The following is a 24,993-nucleotide window of genomic DNA, read 5'->3' on the forward strand; positions in this document are numbered from 1 at the left end:
GTTTCCTGTGAGTCCAGATCTGTTTCGTCCTGTAAGCAGGAATACAGCATCAGACCAAAGGCAAGAAGTCCGACAAGGTAACAAACAGGTCGTTTGATTTTTTTTGTTTTCATGTTCTTAGATTCTAGTGAATAATTATTGTAGCTGATCTTCGAAAATCCTTCGTAATTCTCTATGCATTTCATAGGTTTCAAAACCGTATACTTTTACTTTTTCAGTAAGCACTTCATTGGCAAGTCGGTTTGCTTCAGAGATACGCTTTTGCTGATAGTACATGAGAGCTAACTTGTATCGTGCTTTCTGTCGGGAGGGTACCATAAAGTGAGCTGCCCAATAAGCTGTTTCAGCCTCTTTTATTTTGTCTGTACGTTGTAGAGCGTCGCCTTTAAGAATATAGGTATGTGTGCTTGGATATAATTGTTCCCAATAAGTGATCTTATCCAGTAAGATGCTGTCTCTCTGTGATTTGTAAAGAGTATGACAATAGTATGGCCAAAATATTGTTTCATTCTTCATTGCTGTTTCCAGCTGTGAAAGGCTCGTTATAATTTCTTCCGGTGATTGGCTGGAAGTACGATGGGATATTTGATATAACTCCCGGTGGCATTGAAATATTTTTATTAGTAGAGCTCCCTGTCCTGCTATGACAAGGAAAATGACTGCTTTCAGAAATATATATTTGTGAGGAAGTTGTTTAATTACACATTCTCTTTGTCTGTTGGACATTTCTGCCAGTGCTATAGTCATAACAGCCAGAATCGGGAAAGTCTGATCGGGATAAGAAAATAATCCACAGACAAGTCCGGCTATGTATATCGCCTGGGCGGATAAAGATTGTATCTCGCTTTTCTTATACGAGAAAATGCAATATAATATTCCAATATAAAGTAGCAATCCTGCAACTCCATATTCTACTGTCCAGCGTAAAGGTTCGTTGTAGACATAGTGGTTATTATCTGCTAACTGTTTTTCATATATGTTTCCTTCTTTTTTCAGATATTCACCTTGATAATGCATATAGTTGGCAGTAAAGCCATGAGGACCAAAGCCGGTAAAAGGCTTCTCTTTTATCATTTGTGCGGTAACTTTCCAGATCAGTATTCTTCCATCAGCTGAGGCCGGTTTGAACTGATATAGCAAGCACGAGAGTAGCGCAATTGTAATCAAGGTTGATATACCCCATCGAAAAGAGATTGAAAAGCGACAATAAATGGAATAGCTGATGATAGCCAATACTGCTATCCAGGCAGAACGACAGTGAGTAAGCCACAATATGGGCAGAGCTACAATACATGTAAGAAAACTTACTAAATAAGTATATTTATGGATGGTATCTGACTTGAAATGAGATAATACCACAATAGGAGCACTCAGTAACAAGCATAATATTCCGGCATAAATCGTAGGGTTTCCATAAGGACCTGTTAAATCAAAATGAGGATGATGGGAGGGAAGTATATGCAGTATTTGCATATAACCGATCATTGACAGAACTAAAATAGTTATGAGAATGATAGTATATAAGAGAGTGCCATTTAATCCTCCTGTCTGACGTATGCTCCAATATAGTATGATCAGAGCAAAACGGGCTAATCCGAGAAGGTTAGAGTTAGGAGGATAAAAGTATATGCTCCCTACCGCTATTAGAATGACTAACAAGTCTATAATAGTTAGTCGTTGAATGAATGGCTTAGTGGGATAGAAAGCTGCAATACCTATTACTGTCGCCAGGAACGTACAGGTAAACAAGAATGATTGATGAGGAACATCAGGTATTTCTTTGATCGGATGGAATAGCAAGCCTAATAAAAGGAAGCCGATAAGTAAGGATACTATATTTTTTCTGGTTACTGCCATCTTTGTTTTTAGGCTTAATTTTCATCATATTATATCAAATACTTCCTAACAATGGAATTGGTGTCAATAAAGCGAAAAGAGGAGACTATGTAAACCTCCTCTTTTCTTTAGAAGTTCCTAAAAACCTTGGCTCCTACCTTAAAACCTATTTATCTAACTTGGTTATTTTTACCCAGTCAATTTCCATGATGGCAGGTAAGTTGGCATCATCGATAGGACCTGCCCATGAGCCCGGTCTGTCTCCTCCTAATCCCATGTTCAGGATGAGATAGAATGAAGAATCTTTTGTGAACGGCCATTGCTTCATTTCTGCTTCATTCTCCAGTTTCAGGTTTGAGTAAGAGAAAGTCTCCTGTCCATTGACGAAGAAAGTCAGTTTGTCTTCGCTCCATTCTAAAGCGTAGATGTTCCAATCCTGATAATTGCAAGTTACTTGTGCGGTGTTGGACGGATCTTTGATGTTCAAATCATACGTGTAGTGAGTATGTATCGTATGATGGATCGCGGATTCCTGTTTCACATGTTCCATGATATCGATTTCTCCGCAATTCGGCCATCCGTCATAGATATATTTCTTCGGCATCATCCAGATAGCGGGGAATGCGCCATTGGGGTAACTGGTGATTTTGGCTTTTACTTCCACCCGTCCGAAGGTGAAGTCAAACTTACCTTGCGTTTCGATACCGCCGGCTTTGTATTCATCACCTATTTTTTCGGCTTTCAGTATAAGTCTGCCGTCTTTTACGTAAGCCTGGTCATAACTTTCGGACATTTCGTCGTTCCAGTCGGAGCCTGCTTTCTGGCAGAGTACCCATTTGGTCGGGTCCGGATTGCCGTCCACATCGAACTCGTCCATGAAGAGAACGTCCTTCATGGTGTCGTCAAACTTGGTCAGTACGATAGTATAGGTCGTTGTTTGATTGTCTTCGGTGGTGACGGTCACTGTCTGCTCTTTTTTCCAGTTGTGTACAAATGTTGCCGGGTCCGGTGAGATGGTGGCTCCATCGCTCATTAGCGTATAGTCTACGCCGGTGATGGTATTGGCATCCTCGATCGTACCGATTTCCACTCTGTGGGTTGTCTGGTCTATCTTCCCATGATAATAGGAAGTCGTATTCGCTGACACATTATTTACTGCTACGGCAAAATCAGTGAGCGGATATTTCTTTTCCGGAGTGATGTAATTGGTCTCATCATCCGAACAGGCAGCAGTGGAAAATCCGATGATTGCCATGTTCAGTATAAGTAATATTTTTCTTTTCATCATACTCTTTTCTTTTTATTGATTTTTGAGTTTGTTAGAAGCGATTGCCTGATTGGGGGAGTTCAGGCAATCACTATCCTTAGAGAATTAGTCTCCCCATACTAGTGGAGCGATGTATTCCCATTTAGTCAGTGTGGCACTGCCGCCAGAAATTGTCATCGAGAAATTACCACCATCTTTGGTATCCGAGAATGGTACTTTGTAAGTATCACTTGTACCATTAGCGTCTATCACACCGTCGCTGGTTGCTTTTCCTATGACTGTACCGTTGAGAATCCATTCCGAGTAAATCCATGATTGAGTTGGATCATTGGCATCTATAGCTTCGCGTATCTCGAATGATAATACGTTTGGCTTGCTGGTATCTACATCACGGCCGCTGTTCTCATTGTATACGTCACCGTTCCACGGTCTTGTACTTAATTGAGTCCGTTTGCTCAGAATATGGAAGCGAAGTTCTACGTCTCCTCCGTCAAATGCTTTTCCGCTCCAAGAGAAGAAAGTAGTCAGACTGGCGTCGCCAAGCGGTTCCCAATAGAAGCTGTAATGACCCGGCATTAAACCACCCGGTCCGTAGTAAGCACCGCTGATGGATCTGTTTACTTCAGTAACCACAGGTCTTTGTGGATTCGCTTGTTTAATCTTGATTGTCTTCATAAGCGGAGTAGCGCCTTCGGCAGCTTTGGTGCTCAGTACGATAATTCCGGTACGGACAGAAGAGCCTTCGTGTGCGTCTACGTTAATCACGATGTCGGCAGAACCGTCGAATGAAGTCTTTTCGAAGTGATACCAGGTATCATCCGCTTCGTTTTCTTTGGATACTTCCCATTCTGCATTCGATTCTACGTGGATGGTGAGTTGCTGAGCCTGTTCATACATAGCAAACCACTTACCGTTTTCCGGTGTATCTGGTGTCAGCAATACACCGTCTTGTATACATTGTACTTCTCTGGCTATTTTCCCGTGTCGGTCATAGATGGTTACAATACCGGTACGTTGTTCGCCTGTATTCGGTGAAGCGGTGACAGTAATTTCTCCGTTCATTTCGCCCGATGCTCCGGATTGGATGGAGAGCCAAACATCACCGTCTGTTACTTTAGCAGTCCATTTCTGATTGCTGAGTACGCTGAATGTTTCGCTGTTTCCTTCCTGGTCGATCATATCCACGCCTTCTACATTCAGGTAAGCAGTACCTTTCTGGGTCAGAACGAATCTTTTTCCGGTCCAGTAGTCACTTTTAATGTTGAGCGTGTCTATACGGTCGTCCAATTCAGTGTTTTCTTTGCAGGTAACAGTTACGGTGTAGGTCTCACCTGCCTCACCTGTACTGGGTGAGATGGTGTACCAATCATATTTTCCGAATACTTCCCACGGGTCAGTTGACTTGACCTGGAAGGAGACTGGTTCCGGATTTTTCGCTTCAACCAGATAGGAGTCTTCTACTCTATAGCGCAGGTCTACCCATTTCTCTGCTTCACTGTCATCGCAGCCCTGCAATAAAGAGAATGCAGGTAGCAATGTAGCGAGAGAAATGCCTGTAATTATTGATTTTCTGATATTTAATCTCATACTCTTGAATTTTAGGGTTCGGTTATTATTCTACTGGTTCCCATGTGATAGACTTCACGGTGAAATTGGAAGCTTTATTTGTGGTATGCATCCTGAAGTATACAGGTGCTCCCGGTTCGGTTGCATAAGGATCGGTTATGTTATTATCTAATACGGCAACCTCAACACCATCAATAATCAGTTTAAGAACTAATGCATTCGAATCTTCTTCTTTGTTGACAACAAGGAATTCAATCTTCTTCACTACATTCGTTTGTTCCGATGTCCAGGTAAATGTTTTCTGAGTCCAGTTTAAGCCTGAACCTCCACAAGTGAAGTTACTTTCTTTATTTGCGTAGAAATGCAAATGGAAGTTTGTATTTCCTGAGTTGGGCCACATATTAAACTCAATCCAATCTTCTCCGGTTAAATTGATAGATTCGAAATCGAATGCGAGACGTCCTTTTTTGAATAAATAGTTGGTGACTATTCCACTGCCATAGAGTGTCATGTAACCGGTTTCCTCATCCACAACATAGTTATCTGCTCCTCCTTCTTTCCAGAAAGCAGTACCCTGACTGATGTCGAACGTAATGCCGTCAAATCCGTCGATGACTTCTTTGGTCTTCATAATGATGTGGCCGACACGGTTTACCATCAGATTATTAGTCGTTGTTGTCGTTATTTTCAACTCTGTTTCACTCAGTGCCTCAGCTTTCAGCCAACTCTGATATTCCTTAGGAACTTCAACTTTCCATTCTTTGTTTGCGCGAATCAGTACAGTCTTTTCCATACCACTGCCTGTTCCGGGCATGCTGATTGTTGTACTTTCGGGATCTTCTTCCAGTTCAATGATCACTCCATTTTGAGTAATGGTAAAGGTGTATTCTTCAAACTCAGTTTTTATAGTCAGCGTGCCTGCTCTCTTGGCGCCTGCATTGGCGGGCAGCGTCACAGTTACGGTTTCTGCTATGGCATCTTCATTACCTGTACCGGATGTTTTGTCGATATTGGAAAGGAAAGCGGTGGAAGGAATGATTTCCCAAGCTTTGTTGGAAGCAATGGTAAAGGTGATGCTGCCGCCTTCTGTCGGTACCAGTTCATCGTAAGGAACCACCACCAGGTCTTCTTTCGAAGCCTGCTCGATAGTAACTACCTTGGTGCCTTCAACGCCTTCTGCCTTGATAGTCAGTTTGGCTGTACGTGCTTTCTTTCCTGTATTGTTTTCCATTGTCACCACAATCTCCGACACAAGTGAGCTGGCTGCACTCATCGAAGGAGTCGGCTTGCACCACTGCTGGTCACTTTCGATCGTCCAGGGAGTGTTGGAGCTGATGTTGAACACTACATTGCTTGGAGAAGTTGCCAAAGCAGTATAAGACTCCAGAGCATCTATCTGGATATTGAGAGGACCTTCCGGCTGTGAGTCGATGTCGAACTCCTGGCATGCTACAAAACTGAATGTGCACAGTGCAAGAATCAGTTGCATTAACGTGTTGCTATATAACTTTTTCATATATCTTTTAAATATTAGATTAGACAATTAATTACCATCCTGTGTTTTGAGGATTTAAGTTTGTATTCTTGTATAGTTCGCTTTGAGGGATCGGATACAGATACATGCAATCTCTCCAGTTACGGGTTTCGTAAAGGTTCTTGTAGAAGTTGAACGTACCGTCCGCCTGCTTCTCGATCTTTACTCCGTATAGTTCCCGCTGGGTAGTATCGGCAATCTTCCATCTCCGTACATCCCAGAAACGATGATCTTCGAAAGCAAACTCTACACGCCATTCATTGTACAGGCGTTCCATGAATTCATCTTTTCCCATGGAAGGAATCAACGGCATATCGGCATTCTTTCTCACTTCATTGATAGCCCACAGAGCAGAATACTTATAAGTCTCATCTGTGTAATTGACATCATTGAAAGCGTTGACCATAGATTCCGCATACGTTAGTAATGTTTCCGCATAGCGGTAAATCACCCAATGATGCTTGCTGACAGCTTCTTTACCCGGTTCAAAGCTAGTAGCTTCCTGAATGTACTTGCGCAGGAAGTATCCTGTCGGTGAACCGCCTTGTGATACGATTCCGTCGTCGGCGCCACCTTTGAAGGTTTCAATGGTGTAGTCTTTAAACGACATTCCGTTGGCAAGAATAGCGCGGTAGAAACGTTTGTCACGATTCTCATAAGGTGATTGCGGGTCAAATGCAGGGTCTTCGCAAACCCATCCTGTGTTTTCTAGGGTTACTTTGTAACCGTTGACTGTCTCGAATGCGTCCACAAGGTTTTGTGATGGGTAATTGCTGTATGGGATAAGACTGGAAGTGCGTGTTCCCGCAGTCATGCGAAGCGGGAGATTAAACATTTCGAAGTCCGAGTCATCACCATTGATCCTCATCAGTACAACTTCTTTTGAGTCGAGGTTGTTGGCACTCTCCTGGGGGTCGAGAGAGTAAAGCCCTGTGTTGATAATATCTATTGCTGCTTTGGCAGACTTTTTCCACAATTCGGTATCCATAGAAGGATTATGTAGCTTACTGGCAGCATATAGCAGTGCTTTTGACTTTACTGCCATTGCAAAGCCTTTGGTCACTCTGCCGATTTCTGCTCCCGGTTCGTTTACATAGCTGTCCGGCAAGTTATTGGCAGCGTCGTCGCATTCACTGACAATGAAGCTGATAACTTCGCTGAATGGTGTCTTGCCGATTGTATTGGCTTCCTCTTCAGTCAGTACTTCCAATGGCATGGCGATGTCACCGTAGCGGCGTGCCAGTTCAAAGAAGTAGTGTGCCCGCAGCACTCTGGCTTCGTAAGGGAAATATTTCAGCTGCTTCATCCAGTTTGTATATTGTCCGTCGTGCTCGTAGCGTGTGAAGTCCACTTGGGCAATCTCTGCTATAAAGCTGTTGGCAGCACGTATACCGCGATACAGGGTCCATGAATCGTCATAAGTTTTAATAGGCGACCAGTTACCGTTATTGGTATTCTGGATATTATCTGCATAGGCTCCGAATTCGCCGTCATCACTGGCACAGTCGCGCATGGAATATCTGTCTTCGGTGAAAATTCCGCCGGAGGTCGCAAACAGTTGGTAGCCTTGTGGCATGTATGAGTATACGTGGGTAAGCATTGATTTGCTTGTACCGAAATACTTGTACATGTCTTCTTTTGTCTTCAGGTTGTTCGTTTCATCGAAGTCAAGGTAGTTGCACGAAGCAAAGACCAACGAAGACAAAATGGTTAAGAGTATGTATTTGGTTCTCATAATGTTCATTTGTTACTTTGCATTAAAAATTAAGTTTGATACCTGCCCAATAACTTCTTGTCGACGGATAAGCGATGCCAAGTTGTTCCGGATCGGCAAAATGGATATTGTCTAATGAGAACAGATTGGTGCCTTGTACGAATACTTTCAGGTCGGCAAAGCGAGTCTGCGATTTCGGGAAAGTATAAGCTACCAATAGGTTACGCAGTTTCAGGAATGAACCGTCACGGTACCACAGTGAGCTGGCGCGATAGTTATTCAAGTTTTCTTGAGTAGTCAGTCTCGGCATGGTTGCATTGGTCTTATTCTCCGGTGTCCAGCTTATTTCTTCATTCAGGAATGTATTTGAAATGTTGCCATTGCTTACAAGTGGACTATAAAGCGGACTGTTGAGCAATGAAACAGTGACTCCGGTCATTCCCTGGAAATCAGCGGAAAGCTCCAGTCTCTTGTATGAGAAGTTCAGATTGAATCCGAAATAGAAGCGTGGAACAGATGAACCGAACATTTTCACAACGTCTTTCTCGTCGATGCGGTTGTCACCGTTCTGATCTTTGTATTTCACGTCACCGGGAGCTACGTCCGAGAAGGTTTGTTGCGGACTGTTGTTGATTTCCTGCTGGCTGTTGAAGAAGCCGATAGCTTCCAGGCCGTACATCTGTCCGATACGGTTGCCCTTGGTATACAAGTAGTCGTATTCTTGATATGCCTGGTTTACATTGACTACCTCTGTATTCAGATATGACATGCTAGCACCAATACCATAATGGAAATCACCGATCTTATCATTCCAACTCAAAGAAGCATCCACTCCTTTGTATTTATAGATTCCTTCGTTCACCTGACCTACTGTGATACCGATAATACCGGAAGTAGAATTGGCACCTGACACAAGTATATCCGAACGTTTTTCGTAGAAACCTTCTACTGTTGCATTCAAACGATTATCAAAAGCAGCGAGATCAAATCCGAAAGTCGCTTTCTGTGATTTTTCCGCTACCAGGCCGATAACCGGCAGATCGCCTTCACTGCCACCGGACTGTCCTCCGGCATTCACTCCGAAGTTATAACCGGCACCGCCGCTGCCATAAGACTGACGCCATAGTTCGTGGCTCAGATTGCCGTCCCATCCGGACAGACCGTAAGAGGCGCGAATCTTAAAGAGATTGATCGGTGTCACCTTTTCCATAAATGCTTCGTTGGAGACGATCCATGCAGCAGAAACGGCAGGATAGTTCGAGTATTTGTCTCCGTCGGGCAGGTAAGCTGATCCCGAGCGGTTGAATACGGCATTGAGGCTGTAACGGTTGTCGTAAGTATATGTGGCGTTCACCAGCACAGACTGATTCTTCTGAGAGTTGTTTCTGCCGTTTTTGACAACAGACTGCATATCATAAATCAATGCTCCTCCCACCTGATGTTTGCCAAAAGTGCGGTTATAATCCACCTTTGCCTGGAAATCGCTGCGTAGCATCAGTCTTTCGAAAGGTTGTGTATGTCCCAGTGTTTCGGAGTCTGTACCATAAATGGCAGGAGTTGTCACCAGTGTACCATCGCTGGTGATACTTGCATTGCTGTTCATGTAACGATACTCTTTATTGGTGGTTTCATTCATTCCTCCGATATTATCGAAAGAGACGGATGCTTCGGCTGCCAGCCCTTTGGTCAACGCACTTAAATCCTGACGGATGCTCAGGTCGGCGAGTAATGTTCCGTATACGTTACGGATGTGTCCGTAGTCTTTCAACAGAGCTACCGGATTACCGGTTCCGTACACAGAACTACCTCCATAAATGCCATTCTCATAACGAATGGGGAATGCAGCGGATGGAATGCCATAGATTTTGTTGAAAATAGCGCTGCGTCCATAGCGGGTACCTCTGAATTCTTTCAGTCTGCCTACAATGCCGGCTTTCAGCAATGTACTTTCCGTCACTTTTACGTCCAGATTGGTACGCACGGTCAGACGTGTGTCTGTCGGAGTAGTGTCGAAACGTGTATCTTCCGTGTTCTTCTTTAGCATAGAACGATCCCGGTAGTAGTCTACTACCGTGTAAAAACGGAACTTATCACTACCTCCGCTGAAAGACATTTTCAGGTTGTGTGTGAATCCGGTGTCGTTCAGTGTTTCATTCCACCAGTCTACATTCGGATAATCATACGGATAGATCCCTGTCCGGAAAGCATTCAGTTCCTGTGCATTGTAGCGTGCAGGCAGACCGTCTCCGCTTAATGCTGTATTGAGGGAATTCGCGTACGTATAGGCATCTGCAAAGTCCGGAGAGCGGAATTGGGTATTGACACCGAAATTATAGTCCACATTTACCTTCAGGCCATTGCTTATTCCGCGTTTGGTCGTGATCAGTACTACTCCATTCGCACCACGCATACCGTAGAGAGCTGCTGCCGCCGCATCTTTCAGAACGTAGCATGATTCGATTTCCATCGAAGTGATGTCACTGATATCACGTGGGAAACCATCAATTAATACTAGCGGGGCATTTCCGTGTATAGAGAGGGTGGATACGTTATCGGCTGACGAGCCTGTACCCTGATATACATTCAGACCTGCCACTTTTCCATACAAAGCTTTGCTGATATCTATGTACGGGGATTTTTCGAATGCGGAAGCATTGACTCCGTTGATAGAGTAACTGCTGGTCCGGGAAGATACGTTCATCTGGTAGCCGATGCTCAGTGTATCTGCCAGCTGCATTTCCGAAGCAGCTTTGGATGTCTGTGCATTCAGGGATACCGAACCTCCCAGGAGCAGAGTGATTAATATATAATTTATTTTATTCATTGTTCAAACGATATTAGTTAACGTGTCATTTACCAGCCCGGGTTTTGGGTCATTCCATATTGCTTGTTGATTTCCTCCTGAGGAATCGGAGCCAGATACCACTTGGTATCCCAGTTGGTAGCCCAGTAATGGTCTCCCAGTTCGATCTTCTCGAAGGTGAACTCAGTCGGATTGTTCAGGTCGTTACCTCTGCTTCTGAGTCCGTACAACTTCTTCTTGAAGTCGCTCTGACGGTCTCTGCGAACGAGGTCGAACCAGCGTACTTCTTCAAATCCTAATTCGAGTGCTCTTTCTCTCAGTACGGCTTCGAGGAACTGATCGTGATTCATCGTCTTGGAAAGTTCCGGCAGACCTACTCTCTTTCGTACATCGTTTACCATTTTGTAAGCTTCGTCGGTAGGGCGTCCGTTGACTTCGTTGAGTACTTCCGCATATCCCAGCATGATTTCCGCCAGACGGGTGTGTGACCATTGTACCGGACCTTCGCGGTCGTTGTTTTCCTGTAAAATGTACTTCATGATCAGGAATCCGCTACCGTCTTTGTAGTCGGCGTGGTTGATATAAACAGGAGCGGTTGTTCCGTTACAGTAGGTGTCTCCGGGACAAGCTACATTTTCATACAGACGCGGGTCGCGGGTGGGCACCATTTCGCCTTTTGTAAAGAACGGTTGCTTGGAGGGGGACTTCCAGTCGAAATTTGCCGGAAAATCAGTTCCGTCTTCCCACGGAAACATATCTACATAGTTCAATGTAGGGCCGCTGTAATAACGTTGGCCGATAAAGCTGCTGTGAACATCGGAGCCATATCCTTGCCGGGTAGAGATTAATATTTCTGTTCCGCCGCGGTTGTAGTAGGACTGACGATAGGCCAGACGTCTTGCCCGGTGCGTCTCTTCCGTAGGTTGAATCAGTTCGTATTCGTGCCGTTTTTGTAATTCTGTGAAAAAGGCTGCGCCTGCTTCGGCGGCATCTTTCCATCGTTGGTCGCTGTAATTTCCGTAACAGGTATATTCGTCTGCTTCCGGATGCCATTTGGTGTTTGAGTTGAAAGTCGGACTGGCTGCCCATTGCAATACCTTGAACTTTAATGCCATCGCTCCTGCCAGGGTCATACGTCCGTCATCTGCTTTCTCGGCTTTCCAGGCCAGATTGGAGTTGATGGCTTCGTTGAGCAATCCTACGATCTTCTCTACCGTTTCGGCAAAAGTGATACGGGGGAAATTCATTGTCTCGTTTACGTCTACATAGTGGTCCAGCCATGTCACACCGCCTACATATCTCAGCATTTCGAAATAGCAGAGGGAGATCAAAACTTTGGCTTCCGCGATCCGTTCACTTTTCTCGCTGGCTGTCATGTCGGGCACTTTCTCTACGTTCTCGATATATAACCAAGCGTAACGGATGGTGGTCCAGTCAGACTTGCTTCCATAACGGTAAGCAGAATTCTTTGGGACGTTGTTGGCACTGAGTGCTCCGTTGTAATAGAGCTTGACAGGCCCATCACTGATATTGTCACGGAAACTGTAACATAAGTCTGTGATTGATTCAAGTATGTTCACACCCAATTTGTAGTCAGAGCCGGTCGGTAGCCCATAAGGTAATCCGGTATATGCTTTGGTCAGCACCTTTTCGGCATTTATTTTCGAAGAGAACATTTCTTCGGTAGTCGCTCCGGAACTCTCAGGCTGGTCGCCCAGAAATTTATCCCCGAAGCTGATTTCAGAACAGGAGGAGGCTATCAGTACGCAACCCAATGCTATTCCGAGTCCTTTTATTATTCTATTCATACAGTCGTTTTTTAGAAGTTAAGATTTAAACCGAAGCTATATACTTTGATCAGCGGATAATCTCCGAATCGGTTAGGATCACTTTCCGGATCAAGATATTTAAGCGGTGAGAAGGTCAGCAGGTTGTAGCCGCTGAAGTTTAATCCGAGTGAGCTGAGGCCCAGTTTCTTCAGGAATTTCTTTCCGGTGATGGTATAACCGAAGCTCAGGCTCTTCAAGCGGAGATAGGAAGCATCCACCAACCAGAGGGTAGAGGGTTCGGAGTTCCAACTTTCCGATTCTTCCGACGGACGTGGATAAACAGCTCCCAGTTGGTTTTCCGGAGTCCAGCAACCGTCGTAGAAGTAAGTCAGCAAACCACGCTTTCCGGCATTCGTATAAGGGATACGGTATTCGATGTCATACATTCTGTTAACGTTCTTGGAACCCACCCATTGCATGGTGAAGTTGAATCCTTTCCAGTCGAATCCCATGTTCATGCCGAAAACGTATTCCGGACGGGTAGCATAACCTGCTACGCTCTTGTCATTACCGTCCACGATGTGGTCTCCGTTGAGGTCGGCGTACATGGCGTCACCCGGATATACCTTCTGATAAGGCTGAGGCAGTTCCGGCTTTAAGGTCAGTTCGCCGTCGGCTCCGGTGATGAAGTCGCTGTACTGATAGAGACGGATGTAGTTGTATACTCCGGTCTGGCGTCCGGTAGAGCCACCGGTCTGGTTCATATAAGAGAATTGCTTGGGCACTTCGTCCATATAGAGGATTTTGTTGCGTGCGAAAGAGACGTTGGCATCCACATTATAGGTGAAATCCTTTCCGATCTTATCGCGCCAGCCGAGAGAAACTTCGTAACCGTGGTTGTCTACCTTACCAATGTTCAGGTTAGGCAGTGCAGTTGCGATGATGCTTGGGGTCGATTCCGGAGAGATCAGAATGCCTGTGCGGTGTTCGATAAAGTAGTCGAAGGTAGCGGACAGGCGGCTGTTGAAGAACTTAAGATCAATACCGTAGTTCTGCTTGTCGGCTGTTTCCCAGGTTACTGCCGGGTTACCCATACGTGAGATGGCTGCTGCCGATTGGGAAATCGGATTGTCCACACCGAAGCTGTAACTGCCCGATGATCCCCATACGGCAGGCATGTACATAAAGCGTGAGTCTACTCCCTTGTCGTTACCTACACGTCCCCAAGATGCTCTGAGTTTTAGGTAGTCTACGATTTTCTGGTTTTCCATAAACTTCTCGGCAGTTGCGATCCATCCGGCAGAGAAGGAAGGGAATACACCGAAACGTGTGCTGCCCGGAGCAAAGTTCTCCGAACCGTTGTAGCCGACGTTTACGTCGAGCAGATATTTACTTTGATAGGCATAAGTAGCACGTCCTACCAATCCTACGTAGTTACGGGGCAGATAAGTGTAGCTGTCCGGATAATAGTTACGCGACTGATTGTAAAGGAACAGACCGGATATTCTGTGGTCGCCGAATGTACGGTCATAGTTGATACGTCCTTCCAGATACCAGTTCTGTCCGCGTCCGCTGCTTTCCGAGTAAGTGAGCGGAGTATCGCTGCCGCTGGGTACATAGATAAGTGATTTATCGTAGTCGGGATCGGTCTGCGACATCGTACCGTTGGTGTCAAAGTATGATTTGTAGTACACAGTCTGCGCTTCGATGGCGCCTCCCGTACGTACTTTTTCCAGTTTGAATTTATTGTCGTAAGCACCTTTCACGGAAACGCTCAGTCCCGGAGTGATAAAGTCCAGTTTCTGTGTGATGTCCAAATCCAGATTCAATGTCGTGTCATACGTTTGATTGTAACCTTGTCCGTAGAATACGAACATACCGTCACGCATCACTTCTCCCAGCGGAACCATATCTTTAGGAATCAGTGTACGTACTCCGTTGATAAATCCCGGTCCGGCAAACGGATGTGACCAGATCTGTGCGATTACCCAGGGGTTTTGGTCTTCTCCTGTACCCGAAACGACGCTGCGCGGTTCCTGTATCTTACCTAAAACACCACCGACACCGAGTTTCATCGAAGTGGTCTTGGTCAGATTGGCATCGATATTGGCGCGGTAGTTATAGCGGTTGTAACGATAGTTATTGTCGTACATTTGTCCGGGAAGTTCTTTCAGAAGTCCGTTCTGATAAGTATAACCTACTGAGATGAAGTATCGTACATTATCGCTACCGCCGGAGATATTTAGGTTGTTCTGGCTTTGAAGATAGATATTATTAAAAATATACTTCTTCCAGTCCATACTGGGATACATGATGGGGTCTGAGCCGGTGCGATAGGCTTCTACCTGTTCCGGAGTGAAGTATAACTTAGGATTCGTAACGTGGTCCATCTCCTGCTTCATATTCCAGAAGCGTGCAAACTCGTAACTTCCGGTCTGCTCTACCAGTGAGATGGGTTGTTGCAGACCCAGTTTGGTGCTGGCGGAAATCTGCGTTTTGCCTGCTTTACCTCTTCGGGTGGTGATCAATACAACGCCATTAGCACCTCTTACTCCGAATACAGCGGTGGAAGAGGCGTCTTTCAATACTGAAATACTTTCGATTTCGTTCGGGTCGATTTGTGAAAACTCACGTTCTATTCCGTCTACTAAAACCAGGGGCTTGGATTGTGAATCATTTAATGAACCGACACCACGTACGTAGATGGCAGCAGCATCTTTACCAGGCTGTCCGGTAGTCTGTACGGAAGATACACCCGGCAATGCTCCTGCGAGGAGGTTCGTGATACTTGTTGCCGGAGATTTGATCAGCTCTTTGTTGTCAATGGAGGAGACGGCACTGGTAAGCATGCGCTTGTCCTGATTACCGTAGGCGATAGCTACAACTTCCACTTCACCGAGGTTCTGTGCATCTTCTTTTAAGGAAACATTGATGATTGTTCTGTCTCCGACCACGATCTCCTGGGTTACATACCCGATAAAGGAAATGTTCAATACGGATTTTTTGCTTGGGGCGACGATCGTAAAGTTACCGTCAAAGTCTGTGATTGTCCCAATGCTCGTGCCTTTCACAGTCACATTAGCTCCGGGAACGCCTTCTTTGAGTGTTTCATCCGTTACTCTACCCTTAATTGTGATACCTTCCGGGGGCAAGGCATACATCAACGGTATGAATAAAAGAAACGTAACAAGAAAGCAGAATCTTAAATTGAGCGCGTTTCTCATACTGTTTAATTTGATAGGTTAATAATATATTTAGTTTATAGTTAGGTCAACCGGGTTGGGGGTGACTTTTATTCTCTTTATTCTCTCTTCAGTTTCTAAATATATCCTTTGCTTATGTGCAATAAGGTTAACTTCATTTATCTTTTAATGATGATGCAAAATTAGGGGTGATGTGAAAAATGGACGTGCAATATTCACCAAATTAGGTGCACAAATAGCTAGAAACACTATCTGTAACAAATGGGTAGACCTTGATACAAAATTATAGACGGAATGGAAAAGGAGGCTTTGTAAGGAACAATAAAAAAGCCCATCCTGTTATGTTGCACATAGGCAATAACAGGATGGGCATCTGATTGGTTCTTCTCTTTGGAGAATATGTCTTGTCTAGAAGCTGAAGCTTAATCCTCCCAGGAAGTTAAGACCTTCTGTAGGATAGCCCAGATAATACTGGTATTTCTTATTGAGGATATTATTAATCCGGGCATACACGGATACTCCTTTGAACACATTATAGCTGGCTCCGGCATGCAGGTCGCTGACTGCTGCGGCTTTAATGCCTTCTACCTTTGTGCGTCCGATATAATCGTAACCGAGATTGATATTCAGTCCTGTGATCGGGCGGAAGTCTGCGCTGAAATTAATTTCGCAGGCGGGTTTCATATACAGGCTGTATTTTTCTTTCGCATCCCAGTTACGGTAAGTTCCAGCAGCGGACAATGCAATGAGGTCTTTGTATTCATAGCTGATCTTCATACCAGCGTAGAAGTTGTTGGCATTGCTAAATTCCAGATTCAGATATTGATGTGCTGTGACCGGGGACGAGGAATTCCCTTCCTGAGCATCACCAGCAAGTGAGGGATCATAGTTGACAAATGTTTCTTCCTGCACCTCAAAGAAATCGTCTTTCAAATCCTGATAACCGCCATACAGATTAATCCATAATCCGGGATAAGGACTCGCTTTAAATCCTATTGCTGCATTCAGCTGTTCGTACGTATCGAGAATAGGGGCTGCCGGCAAGGCATAAGGACAGATCGTTTCCAGTCTGCGGAAATCGTTGACCAGTTTGCCTCCGGTAGCTTGCGCATAGAGTACGTAGCTGTCGGAGAAGATATACTGTGCTGTTACATCCGGAGACACGCGGAATGATTTACCGCTGCCGAATGAGAGATCTACATTGGCTCCTGCACGCAGATTCCAGCTGTCGCTGCTAAGTTTATAATGCGGATTCAGTGCCAGAGCGGTACGGTTCTCATATACCTGGAGGTCGTCAGCAAGTTTCAGGTCTTTATTGTAGATGAGATTACGCATGTCCAATCCGATGTTGATGCTCTGTTCGTCGCTGATAGCGCCGCTGATCAATCCTTTGGTATGCACTTGTGTTTCTCCGACTTTGTCATTGAAAAAGAAAGTGTTATTGTTCTGACGGTTGTACATCATCAGATTGGTTTCCGCTTCGAACTGTATGGGATAATTTTCATCTGTCGATTTTACTCCCAGATGGAAGTCTCCTGAAGTAAACTTCTGCTTGCCGGGCTGAACCGGAGAAAGGTTGAAATTGCTGAGTCCGAAATTAGCGGCGATGTTGAAATCTACCTTGTTGAACTGGTGGATATAATCGATATTCGCACGGGTACGGTAATAATAAGCGTTCCATTTCGTGTCTGCTTCCGGCATAGTCAGTTTGCCATCCATTCCGTCCATCTGAAAGCGGACGTTCAACTTGTCCCTGTCCGACAGACGGAACAGGTAATTGGCAAGGAGATCCAGATTACCGTAGTTTCCATATCCGGCGCGTATATATCCGGGCTTGCTGCCGGGCTGCACTTCCGTTCCTACATAGGGACGCATTAGGTCGGCAGGAATAGAGGTAGCCGGGAAGAAAGTAGTGGCATATTCCACTTCCTTTTTGCTGACGGTAGGTTCTTCCACTTTGGGCAGCACATTCACTTTGGAAGCATCCAGAATGTCGGGATTATATTCCTGTTCTACGACGACCGTGCGGTTCATGGTCGTATCTTTCGGCTGAGTATTCTGTGCCTGGAGGTTGAACGGCATCAGAAATGCCAGTGTAAAGCCTCCTGCTATATAAAGAGTTCGTTTCATACTTTTCAATCTTTACTTGTTTAGTTTCTTTAGTCTGTCTTCAATCATGCTCTCGATATCGTCATTGCCCTGGTAATTCTGTTGCAGACTCAGCAGATACTGGCGTGCGTCGAGGTCTTTACCCATAGCGACATATACGTCCGACAGGAGGACAAAGCTGCGTGCCAGCCAATAAGCGTGTGGCGTACTCTGTTCGATGTAGTTGAGCAGCTCTTTTTCTGCCGCCGCATATTCTTGGGCATCGTAAAGTGCTTGGGCAACCTGGTATTTAGCTTCGGCACCATAAGAATTGCGGGTATCCTTGGCCAGTTCGCGGAAATCATCCAATGCTTTCTTGTCCGCTTTCTGATTCTTATAAGCCTTCGCACGATAATAAAGAGCTTCGTTTTTCAGTTCCGGACTAAGCTTGGCTTCAGCCAGCACCTCGGTTGCTGCATGAATTGTTTCCACATCGTCTCTCAGCAGGAAGGCACAGCGCAGGATGCCGGTTTCGGCAAGCTGGCGGCGTTCTACATTGGTAGCTTTTTCTTTCAGCATCTTGTAGCTTGCCAGAGCTTCTGCCATCTGTTGCTGGTTGAACTGAACTTCCGCACGCATGATCAGCGCTTCTTCTGCGAATGGATTATTCGGATATTCAAGCAATTTTCCGGAGTGGAGGAGCACCATATCATAATTCTTCTGCTCATTTCCAATTTGGCAGAGGTAATAATGTGCATTCAGGCTAAATGCTCCTTCTGGGAAAGTTTGCAGATATTTATTAAGGCTGCTCTTGGCTTCTTCTGTTCTGCCACGTGCATAAATCTTTTCGGCAGCCGCATACGTAAGTGAGTCCTGTTCGCTGGCGTCAAAGCGGATGTGTCCCGGCATCGCATTGGCTAAAGCCGCAAATTCATCGATACGGTTCAAATCTACATAAATAGATTTCATATCGCGCATTGCCAGGCGGGCTTCTTCGCTGCCCGGATATTTCTCAATCACTTGTTTGTACGCATTGATTGCCTGGTCGAAGTTGCCGTTCTGATAATACAGCAAACCGATTTCAGCCGCAGCTTTCCGGCTGACGGGGCTTTCGGGATATTTCTCCAGCAATTCCTTGAAAGAGGTAATAGCTTGACCGTTGTTATCCATCAGTACATAAGAACGTCCTTTCTCGTAGATGGCATTCACTGCGTATGGAGAAGAAGGATATTTGCCGACCAGTCTGTTCAGAAGAGTGATCTTACCGGTATAGTCTTTCTGTAAACCGGATACCAGTGCCAGCTGATAGAATGAGTAATCGCCGGAAGGAGTATTCATTTGTTCGGCTTGCGAGTAGTAGTGCTTGGCTTCTTCAAAGTTGCGCACATTCAGATGACAGTCTCCGATACGGTTGTAGGCATCTGCAAGCGCTGTTCTGTTTTCGCCTTTTTCCAGTTGAATATACTTTTGGAAGTAATTGCTTGCCTGTGTATAGTCCTTACGATGGAAAGCAATGTATCCTAGGTTGTAGTTGGCGAGCGCATACATTTCATTATTGGGTTGCGTGGTCAGTTGCAGATAAGCGTTGAAATCGCGGGCGGCTTCCATCATCCGGTTGAGGCGGTAGTAAGATTCTCCGCACCAGTAATAAGCGTCCGCCTTTGTCTGGCGGTTGTACTGCCCGATGGCGATGGACTGGTTCAGATATTGGAGAGCCTGTTCAAAATTGGCATTGGCAAATGACTGTGTACCCAGTTGGAAGAGAATCTTTTGTTTGGCTTCCATGATCTGTGCACTCGGCTTGGCGATCCGTTCGATTGACTTTAAAGCAGCTTCGTAGCTGCGGGTATTCATATAAACTTCTACCAGATAGTTGCTTACTTTCTCGGCATACGGAGAAGTCGGGAATTCATTGAGGAATTTTTCAAAAGCAGTAACCGATTCACCGAAAGCGGAGTAGGACGTTTCGTGCAGGCAAAGTGCGTAGTTGTAAGCGGCCTGTTCCTTAATCTGCAGGTTGGCGTTGGAGGCGGCTGCCTGTTCGAACGCCATACGTGCCTTGTTTTTTTCTGCCAGTTGCAGGTAAGAGAGTCCCATGTGCAGGTAAGCATTCTGTGTCAGTGCGTCGTTGGCGGTTGTCACTTGTCCCAGCATTTCGGCTGCTTTGGAGTAGACTTTTGTCTGGTAATAGGAGAGTCCCAGCATATAAAGTGCATCCCGGCGGGGAGCGGAATGATCTCTGTCCAGATAGCCAGTGAATGCTTCCACTGCCTGGTGATATTGTCCGAAATGGTAGTAAGCGTCTCCCAGAATGCGGTACATCTCGGCAGCGTGCTCGTTGTTCGGATAGGCCGACAGGTAGTTTTGTGCTACGATCTGCGCCTTATCATAGTTCTTTTTGATAGCATAGATTTCTGCTATGTAGTAAGGTACGAGTTCTTTGTACTTCGGGTCGTCCTGCAAAGGAAGGAAGTCTTTCAACGCTTCATCATAACGCTTCTGAGTGTAGCGGATATAAGCGAGATAGTAACTACAGTCCTTTGCATATTTGGGGCTGCTGGCACGTAACGTTTCGAACCAGATGGCGGCTTCTTTCAGATTATCAGTCTTCATGTAGCAGGTTGCCAGTTGGTAGGTGCGGTCGTCGCGTTCTTCATTTCCCAGCAGATCGAGCCGGGTAGAATTGAAGAGTGCCAGGGCCTCATCATATTTCCCTTCGTAGAAGTAGCAGGAAGCCAGCAGTGAATAGATTCGGTTGGCGTAGGGAGTATCCGGATAACGGTCGAGGTACTTGCGCAGTAACTCGATGCGGTTTTTGTCTTTCAGTTCATAAGCTGAACTGACTAACATATATTCTGCGTCCTGAAGGAGACTTGCTGTTGGCTTTTGCTTTACAAATGCTTTCAATGCAGGTATGGCAGCTGCATAATTTTTTTCCTGGAAAAGCTCTTTCCCTTCTTTATAAAGGTTGACAGGAGAGGTTATCTTTTCGCTTGTCTGTGCGGAGATGGCAATTGGTGCACAACACAACAAGGTGCAGATAATTCGTGATATTCTTTTCTTCATAATCTAGTGTTTTGACAAAAATACGACTATATCTTCCAACGAAAACCCTTTGAAAGTTATTTTATAATCATTTAAATCTTTATGTAAATTATCTCTCATCCATTTTGAATCCGAAATACTTATTCTTTTGGGACTCTTTTTCATCTTCCTGATGAGAGTAATTAAGTCTGATGTTGAATTTCATGTGATTGTTGTTTTATAATTAATGGCGGTTACAAAGATAATACGAATCTTAGTATTTTCCTCATTTAAAACGTTTTCTGATACCCAAAAGTTTAGTGTCCCTTTTAGTTAACTGTGTTGAGCCAGAAACTGTACAAGTCCCCGCCGAATGGAATCCAGCCCGAAATCTTCCGGACGTATCTCTGATAATGGCAGGAAGAAAGAATCTGCCACGTCATCCATTGCCGAGAAATGGCTCATGTCTTTTACGGTACAGAGAAAGAACATATCGAGCGTATGAACGGGAAAGCCGGAATAGATATAAATGTTCGGCAGGGAGAACTGATAGGTCGCTTTTTCTACCTTCAATCCTGTTTCCTCCCATACTTCCCTGCTTACCCCTTCTTCTCCCGTTTCGTTCATGTCGATAAATCCTCCGGGAAGGTCGAGTGTCCCTTTGGCCGGTTCTTTGGCACGGCGACAGACCAGCAGTTCCTTCTTTTCATTCAGAATCAGTGCCACGGTAGCGGAAGACGGATTGAAATAATAAACAAAGCCGCAGGCTGTGCATTTCTTAGACTTCTCGTTGTTCACTTCGAAGTGCGGAGAACCGCATTCGGGACAGTACAGGAATTGGGCAAGAGGATGTTTCATCATAACTGATTTTGTATAATAGATTGTTTGCCGACAAAAATATAAAATCTTTTCTTCAGATATGGAATAATGTGATTACAAAATGCTAAATACCCCGTCTTATTAGTATCATTAATAACAATCATATACAAATTAAAAGAATCAGACTATGAATAACAAAATGAATATTCCTTTATCAGGAATTATTCCTCCGTTGGTAACTCCCTTGTTAGACGATGATGTGTTGGATGTGGAAGGTTTGCAAAGATTGATCGAACATCTGATAGCAGGGGGAGTACATGCTCTTTTTGTGTTGGGAACTACCGGTGAATCACAGAGCCTCAGTTATAAATTGAGGGTAGAAATGATTAAAAATACCTGCCGCATAGCGAAGGGACGGTTGCCGGTATTGGTATGTATTTCCGATACTTCGATTGTGGAGAGTGTGAACCTTGCCTGCCTTGCGGCAGATCATGGAGCCGATGCCGTCGTTTCTGCTCCTCCCTACTACTTTGCGACAGGTCAGCCCGAACTGATCGAGTTTTATGAGCATCTGCTGCCTCAGTTGCCGTTACCCTTGTTTCTGTATAATATGCCGACCCATACAAAGGTAAGCTTTGCACCGGCTACGATTCGGCGGATAGCGGAGAATCCCGGCGTGATCGGTTTTAAAGACAGTTCGGCAAATACGGTTTATTTCCAGTCGGTGATGTATGCCATGAAAGATAATCCGGATTTCTCGATGCTGGTGGGACCGGAAGAAATTATGGCGGAATCCGTACTGCTGGGGGCTCATGGCGGCGTAAACGGTGGTGCGAATATGTTCCCCGAATTGTATGTGAGCTTATACAACGCTGCGAAGAATGCAGATATGGAAGAAGTGAGACGTTTGCAGGAAAAAGTAATGCAAATCAGTGCTACGATATATACGGTAGGGCAACATGGGTCCAGTTACCTGAAAGGTCTGAAATGTGCTCTCAGTCTACTCGGAATATGCAGCGATTATGTGGCTGCGCCTTTCCATAAGTTCGAACAACGGGAAAGAGGAAAAATATGGAAGGCACTTCAAAATTTGGGAGTTGATGTAGTGCTCAGGTAATTAATTAAGAAAAAATGAACGGCTATGTCTATTCTCGACATTATTATCTTTTTATTCTTCACGGGGGGAGTTGTTGTCTTCGGCTGCTCTTTCTTCAACAAGAAACGTTCGTCGGAGGAATTTACTTCGGCAGGACGTTCCCTTCCGGGTTGGGTTGTGGGAATGTCTATTTTCGCAACGTATGTAAGTAGTATCAGTTATCTGGCTTATCCGGGCAAGGCCTATATGTCCGATTGGAATGCTTTTGTATTCAGCTTGTCCATTCCGATAGCCTCGTATTTTGCTGCTAAATACTTTGTACCCTTTTATCGTTCTATCGGAAGCGTATCGGCTTACAGCTTTCTGGAAGAACGCTTTGGACCCTGGGCGCGTGTATATGCGTCATCGTGTTATCTTTTGACGCAGGTTGCCCGGATGGGGTCTATTCTGTATCTGCTCGCGTTGCCTATGAATGCCCTGCTGGGATGGGATATCAAGATGATTATCGCAGTAACCAGCGTTGCCATTATTGCCTATTCAATGCTGGGTGGTCTGAAAGCTGTAATATGGACGGAGGCGATTCAGGGATTTATTCTGATTGGTGGTGCGGTTGTTTGTCTTTGTGTGCTGATGTTTAAGATGCCCGAAGAGCCTGCGCAGGTATTTCAGATAGCCGTTACTGACCAGGAATTCAGTTTGGGAAGTTTCGGCAGCAGCTTGACCGAGTCTACTTTTTGGGTATGCCTTATTTACGGTATATTTATCAATCTACAGAATTATGGTATCGATCAGAACTACGTACAGCGTTATCTGACGGCAAAAAGTGATAAACAGGCTAAGTTTTCCGCTCTCTTCGGAGGTTATTTATTTATTCCGGTTTCTGCGGTATTCTTTATGATAGGTACGGCATTGTATGCATATTACAAGACGTTTCCGGAACTGCTTCCGGCAGGGGTCGAGGGGGATGCGGTCTTTCCCTATTTTATTGTACATGCGCTTCCGACCGGACTTACCGGATTATTGATCGCCTCCATTTTTGCGGCGGGAATGAGTACGGTGGCTACAAGCATTACAAGTTCGGCTACCATCATTCTGACGGACTATTATGCCCGTTATATAAATAAGAAACCGACAGAAAAACAATCAGTGAGAGCCTTGTATGTTTCGAATGTACTGATCGGAATCATCGGTATTTTCGTAGCGCTGGCATTTCTGAATGTAGAGAGTGCGCTGGATGCCTGGTGGGCTTTGTCCTCCATCTTCAGCGGTGGTATGCTGGGACTCTTCCTGTTGGGGTATATTTCAAAGAAGGCGCGGAATGTTGACGCCGTTTTGGGAGTGATCTGTGGAATTATCGTTGTCGTCTGGATGAGCTTGTCTCCTATCTTCTTTAAGGATGGTTTCATGAGCGAATATGCAAGCCCGTTTCATGCTAACCTGACCATTGTCTTCGGAACCATCGTTATCTTTCTGGCAGGCTTTCTCAGTATGCGTTTGCTGAAAACAAAGAAGTAGAAGAAGGCAGCTTCACTGACAGGCATATTGGTTTCATCTATTATCCGATAGAATTATTCGATTGGACTTTTTTTGCAAAGGCGGGGTTTCCGCCTTTATCTTTGCATCAGAAACAAAAAACAAAACGATGTTTCTGACGTTATAAGTCAAATCAATTAATAACAATAAAAGCAATAAAGAGTATGGAACCAATTTTAAATTCTCAACTTCCTGAATTCAGTGTTCAGGCTTTTCAAAACGGAGCTTTCAAGACAGTAACCAACAACGACCTGAAAGGTAAATGGGCAATCCTTTTCTTCTACCCTGCAGACTTTACATTTGTATGTCCGACAGAATTGGTAGATATGGCTGACAAATATGCTCAGTTCCAGGAAATGGGTGTGGAAATCTACTCGGTAAGTACTGACTCGCATTTCGTACACAAAGCCTGGCATGATGCTTCCGAAAGTATCCGTAAGATCAAATACCCGATGCTGGCAGACCCGACAGGCGCTTTGAGCCGTGCACTGGGTGTATATATCGAAGAAGAAGGTATGGCTTACCGCGGTACATTCGTAGTAAACCCGGAAGGAAAGATTAAAGTGGTGGAACTGAATGATAACAATATTGGTCGTGACGCCAGCGAATTGCTTCGCAAAGTAGAAGCCGCACAGTTTGTGGCTACTCACGACGGAGAAGTTTGCCCGGCTAAATGGAAGAAGGGCGAATCTACTCTGAAGCCAAGCATTGACCTTGTCGGTAAGATTTGATAGATCTTGA

General features: G+C 45.0%; 14 protein-coding genes. 3 read left to right on the forward strand and 11 right to left on the reverse strand.

What is annotated here, in order from left to right; all coding sequences use genetic code 11:
- Positions 1–135: 135 nt before the first annotated feature.
- From DW640_RS08950 to DW640_RS09000, 11 genes are all read right to left on the reverse strand, one after another.
- Positions 136–1,857, reverse strand: a complete 1,722-nt coding sequence (locus DW640_RS08950; RefSeq protein ID WP_117577864.1) for an O-antigen ligase family protein — start codon at positions 1,855–1,857, stop codon at positions 136–138.
- Between the two features lie 145 nt (positions 1,858–2,002).
- Positions 2,003–3,124, reverse strand: a complete 1,122-nt coding sequence (locus DW640_RS08955) for a DUF4971 domain-containing protein (protein ID WP_225011825.1) — start codon at positions 3,122–3,124, stop codon at positions 2,003–2,005.
- An 84-nt stretch (positions 3,125–3,208) separates the two neighbouring features.
- Positions 3,209–4,690 carry a BACON domain-containing protein gene (locus tag DW640_RS08960; protein ID WP_055221564.1) on the reverse strand — a complete coding sequence of 494 codons (1,482 nt, stop codon included), beginning with the start codon at positions 4,688–4,690 and terminating at the stop codon, positions 3,209–3,211.
- A gap of 25 nt (positions 4,691–4,715) precedes the next feature.
- Positions 4,716–6,185 (reverse strand): BACON domain-containing protein, encoded by a 1,470-nt coding sequence (locus tag DW640_RS08965; protein ID WP_117577866.1) that lies wholly within the window; start codon positions 6,183–6,185, stop codon positions 4,716–4,718.
- Between the two features lie 31 nt (positions 6,186–6,216).
- The gene (locus tag DW640_RS08970) at positions 6,217–7,938 is read right to left on the reverse strand and encodes a RagB/SusD family nutrient uptake outer membrane protein (protein ID WP_008761942.1); all 1,722 of its coding nucleotides are present in this window, start codon (positions 7,936–7,938) and stop codon (positions 6,217–6,219) included.
- A 22-nt stretch (positions 7,939–7,960) separates the two neighbouring features.
- Positions 7,961–10,741 carry a SusC/RagA family TonB-linked outer membrane protein gene (locus tag DW640_RS08975; RefSeq protein WP_117577868.1) on the reverse strand — a complete coding sequence of 927 codons (2,781 nt, stop codon included), beginning with the start codon at positions 10,739–10,741 and terminating at the stop codon, positions 7,961–7,963.
- Positions 10,742–10,770: 29 nt separating this feature from the next.
- Positions 10,771–12,528 carry a RagB/SusD family nutrient uptake outer membrane protein gene (locus DW640_RS08980; protein WP_072066486.1) on the reverse strand — a complete coding sequence of 586 codons (1,758 nt, stop codon included), beginning with the start codon at positions 12,526–12,528 and terminating at the stop codon, positions 10,771–10,773.
- 11 nt (positions 12,529–12,539) lie between these two features.
- The gene (locus tag DW640_RS08985; protein ID WP_022471962.1) at positions 12,540–15,713 is read right to left on the reverse strand and encodes a TonB-dependent receptor; all 3,174 of its coding nucleotides are present in this window, start codon (positions 15,711–15,713) and stop codon (positions 12,540–12,542) included.
- Positions 15,714–16,100: 387 nt separating this feature from the next.
- Positions 16,101–17,822, reverse strand: coding sequence for a hypothetical protein (locus tag DW640_RS08990; RefSeq protein ID WP_016268917.1), 1,722 nt, complete (start codon positions 17,820–17,822; stop codon positions 16,101–16,103).
- Between the two features lie 12 nt (positions 17,823–17,834).
- Positions 17,835–20,846, reverse strand: coding sequence for a tetratricopeptide repeat protein (locus DW640_RS08995; RefSeq protein WP_016268916.1), 3,012 nt, complete (start codon positions 20,844–20,846; stop codon positions 17,835–17,837).
- 291 nt (positions 20,847–21,137) lie between these two features.
- The gene (locus tag DW640_RS09000; protein WP_117577974.1) at positions 21,138–21,662 is read right to left on the reverse strand and encodes an NUDIX domain-containing protein; all 525 of its coding nucleotides are present in this window, start codon (positions 21,660–21,662) and stop codon (positions 21,138–21,140) included.
- A gap of 148 nt (positions 21,663–21,810) precedes the next feature.
- Between DW640_RS09000 and DW640_RS09005 the strand changes: the two genes are divergently transcribed.
- The 3 genes from DW640_RS09005 (at position 21,811) to ahpC (ending at position 24,983) form a co-directional block, all read left to right on the forward strand.
- Positions 21,811–22,740: a dihydrodipicolinate synthase family protein gene (locus DW640_RS09005; protein ID WP_048692648.1), complete on the forward strand. Its 930-nt coding sequence runs from the start codon at positions 21,811–21,813 to the stop codon at positions 22,738–22,740.
- Positions 22,741–22,764: 24 nt separating this feature from the next.
- Positions 22,765–24,234: a sodium:solute symporter gene (locus DW640_RS09010; protein WP_117577870.1), complete on the forward strand. Its 1,470-nt coding sequence runs from the start codon at positions 22,765–22,767 to the stop codon at positions 24,232–24,234.
- 182 nt (positions 24,235–24,416) lie between these two features.
- Positions 24,417–24,983, forward strand: a complete 567-nt coding sequence (gene ahpC / locus DW640_RS09015; protein WP_008761950.1) for an alkyl hydroperoxide reductase subunit C — start codon at positions 24,417–24,419, stop codon at positions 24,981–24,983.
- Positions 24,984–24,993: the final 10 nt, after the last annotated feature.

The sequence above is a fragment of the Bacteroides sp. AM23-12 genome (genome assembly GCF_003434395.1).
GTDB classification, from domain to species: domain Bacteria; phylum Bacteroidota; class Bacteroidia; order Bacteroidales; family Bacteroidaceae; genus Bacteroides; species Bacteroides thetaiotaomicron.

Coding starts and splice junctions, on each gene's coding strand:
- DW640_RS08985 (WP_022471962.1), bottom strand. CDS start 15,713: ATGAGAAACGCGCTCAATTTAAGATTCTGCTTTCTTGTTACGTTTCTT.
- DW640_RS09005 (WP_048692648.1), top strand. CDS start 21,811: ATGAATAACAAAATGAATATTCCTTTATCAGGAATTATTCCTCCGTTG.
- DW640_RS08960 (WP_055221564.1), bottom strand. CDS start 4,690: ATGAGATTAAATATCAGAAAATCAATAATTACAGGCATTTCTCTCGCT.
- DW640_RS08950 (WP_117577864.1), bottom strand. CDS start 1,857: ATGGCAGTAACCAGAAAAAATATAGTATCCTTACTTATCGGCTTCCTT.
- DW640_RS08970 (WP_008761942.1), bottom strand. CDS start 7,938: ATGAGAACCAAATACATACTCTTAACCATTTTGTCTTCGTTGGTCTTT.
- DW640_RS08995 (WP_016268916.1), bottom strand. CDS start 20,846: ATGAAGAAAAGAATATCACGAATTATCTGCACCTTGTTGTGTTGTGCA.
- DW640_RS08980 (WP_072066486.1), bottom strand. CDS start 12,528: ATGAATAGAATAATAAAAGGACTCGGAATAGCATTGGGTTGCGTACTG.
- DW640_RS08975 (WP_117577868.1), bottom strand. CDS start 10,741: ATGAATAAAATAAATTATATATTAATCACTCTGCTCCTGGGAGGTTCG.
- DW640_RS08955 (WP_225011825.1), bottom strand. CDS start 3,124: ATGATGAAAAGAAAAATATTACTTATACTGAACATGGCAATCATCGGA.
- DW640_RS08965 (WP_117577866.1), bottom strand. CDS start 6,185: ATGAAAAAGTTATATAGCAACACGTTAATGCAACTGATTCTTGCACTG.
- ahpC (WP_008761950.1), top strand. CDS start 24,417: ATGGAACCAATTTTAAATTCTCAACTTCCTGAATTCAGTGTTCAGGCT.
- DW640_RS09010 (WP_117577870.1), top strand. CDS start 22,765: ATGTCTATTCTCGACATTATTATCTTTTTATTCTTCACGGGGGGAGTT.
- DW640_RS09000 (WP_117577974.1), bottom strand. CDS start 21,662: ATGAAACATCCTCTTGCCCAATTCCTGTACTGTCCCGAATGCGGTTCT.
- DW640_RS08990 (WP_016268917.1), bottom strand. CDS start 17,822: ATGAAACGAACTCTTTATATAGCAGGAGGCTTTACACTGGCATTTCTG.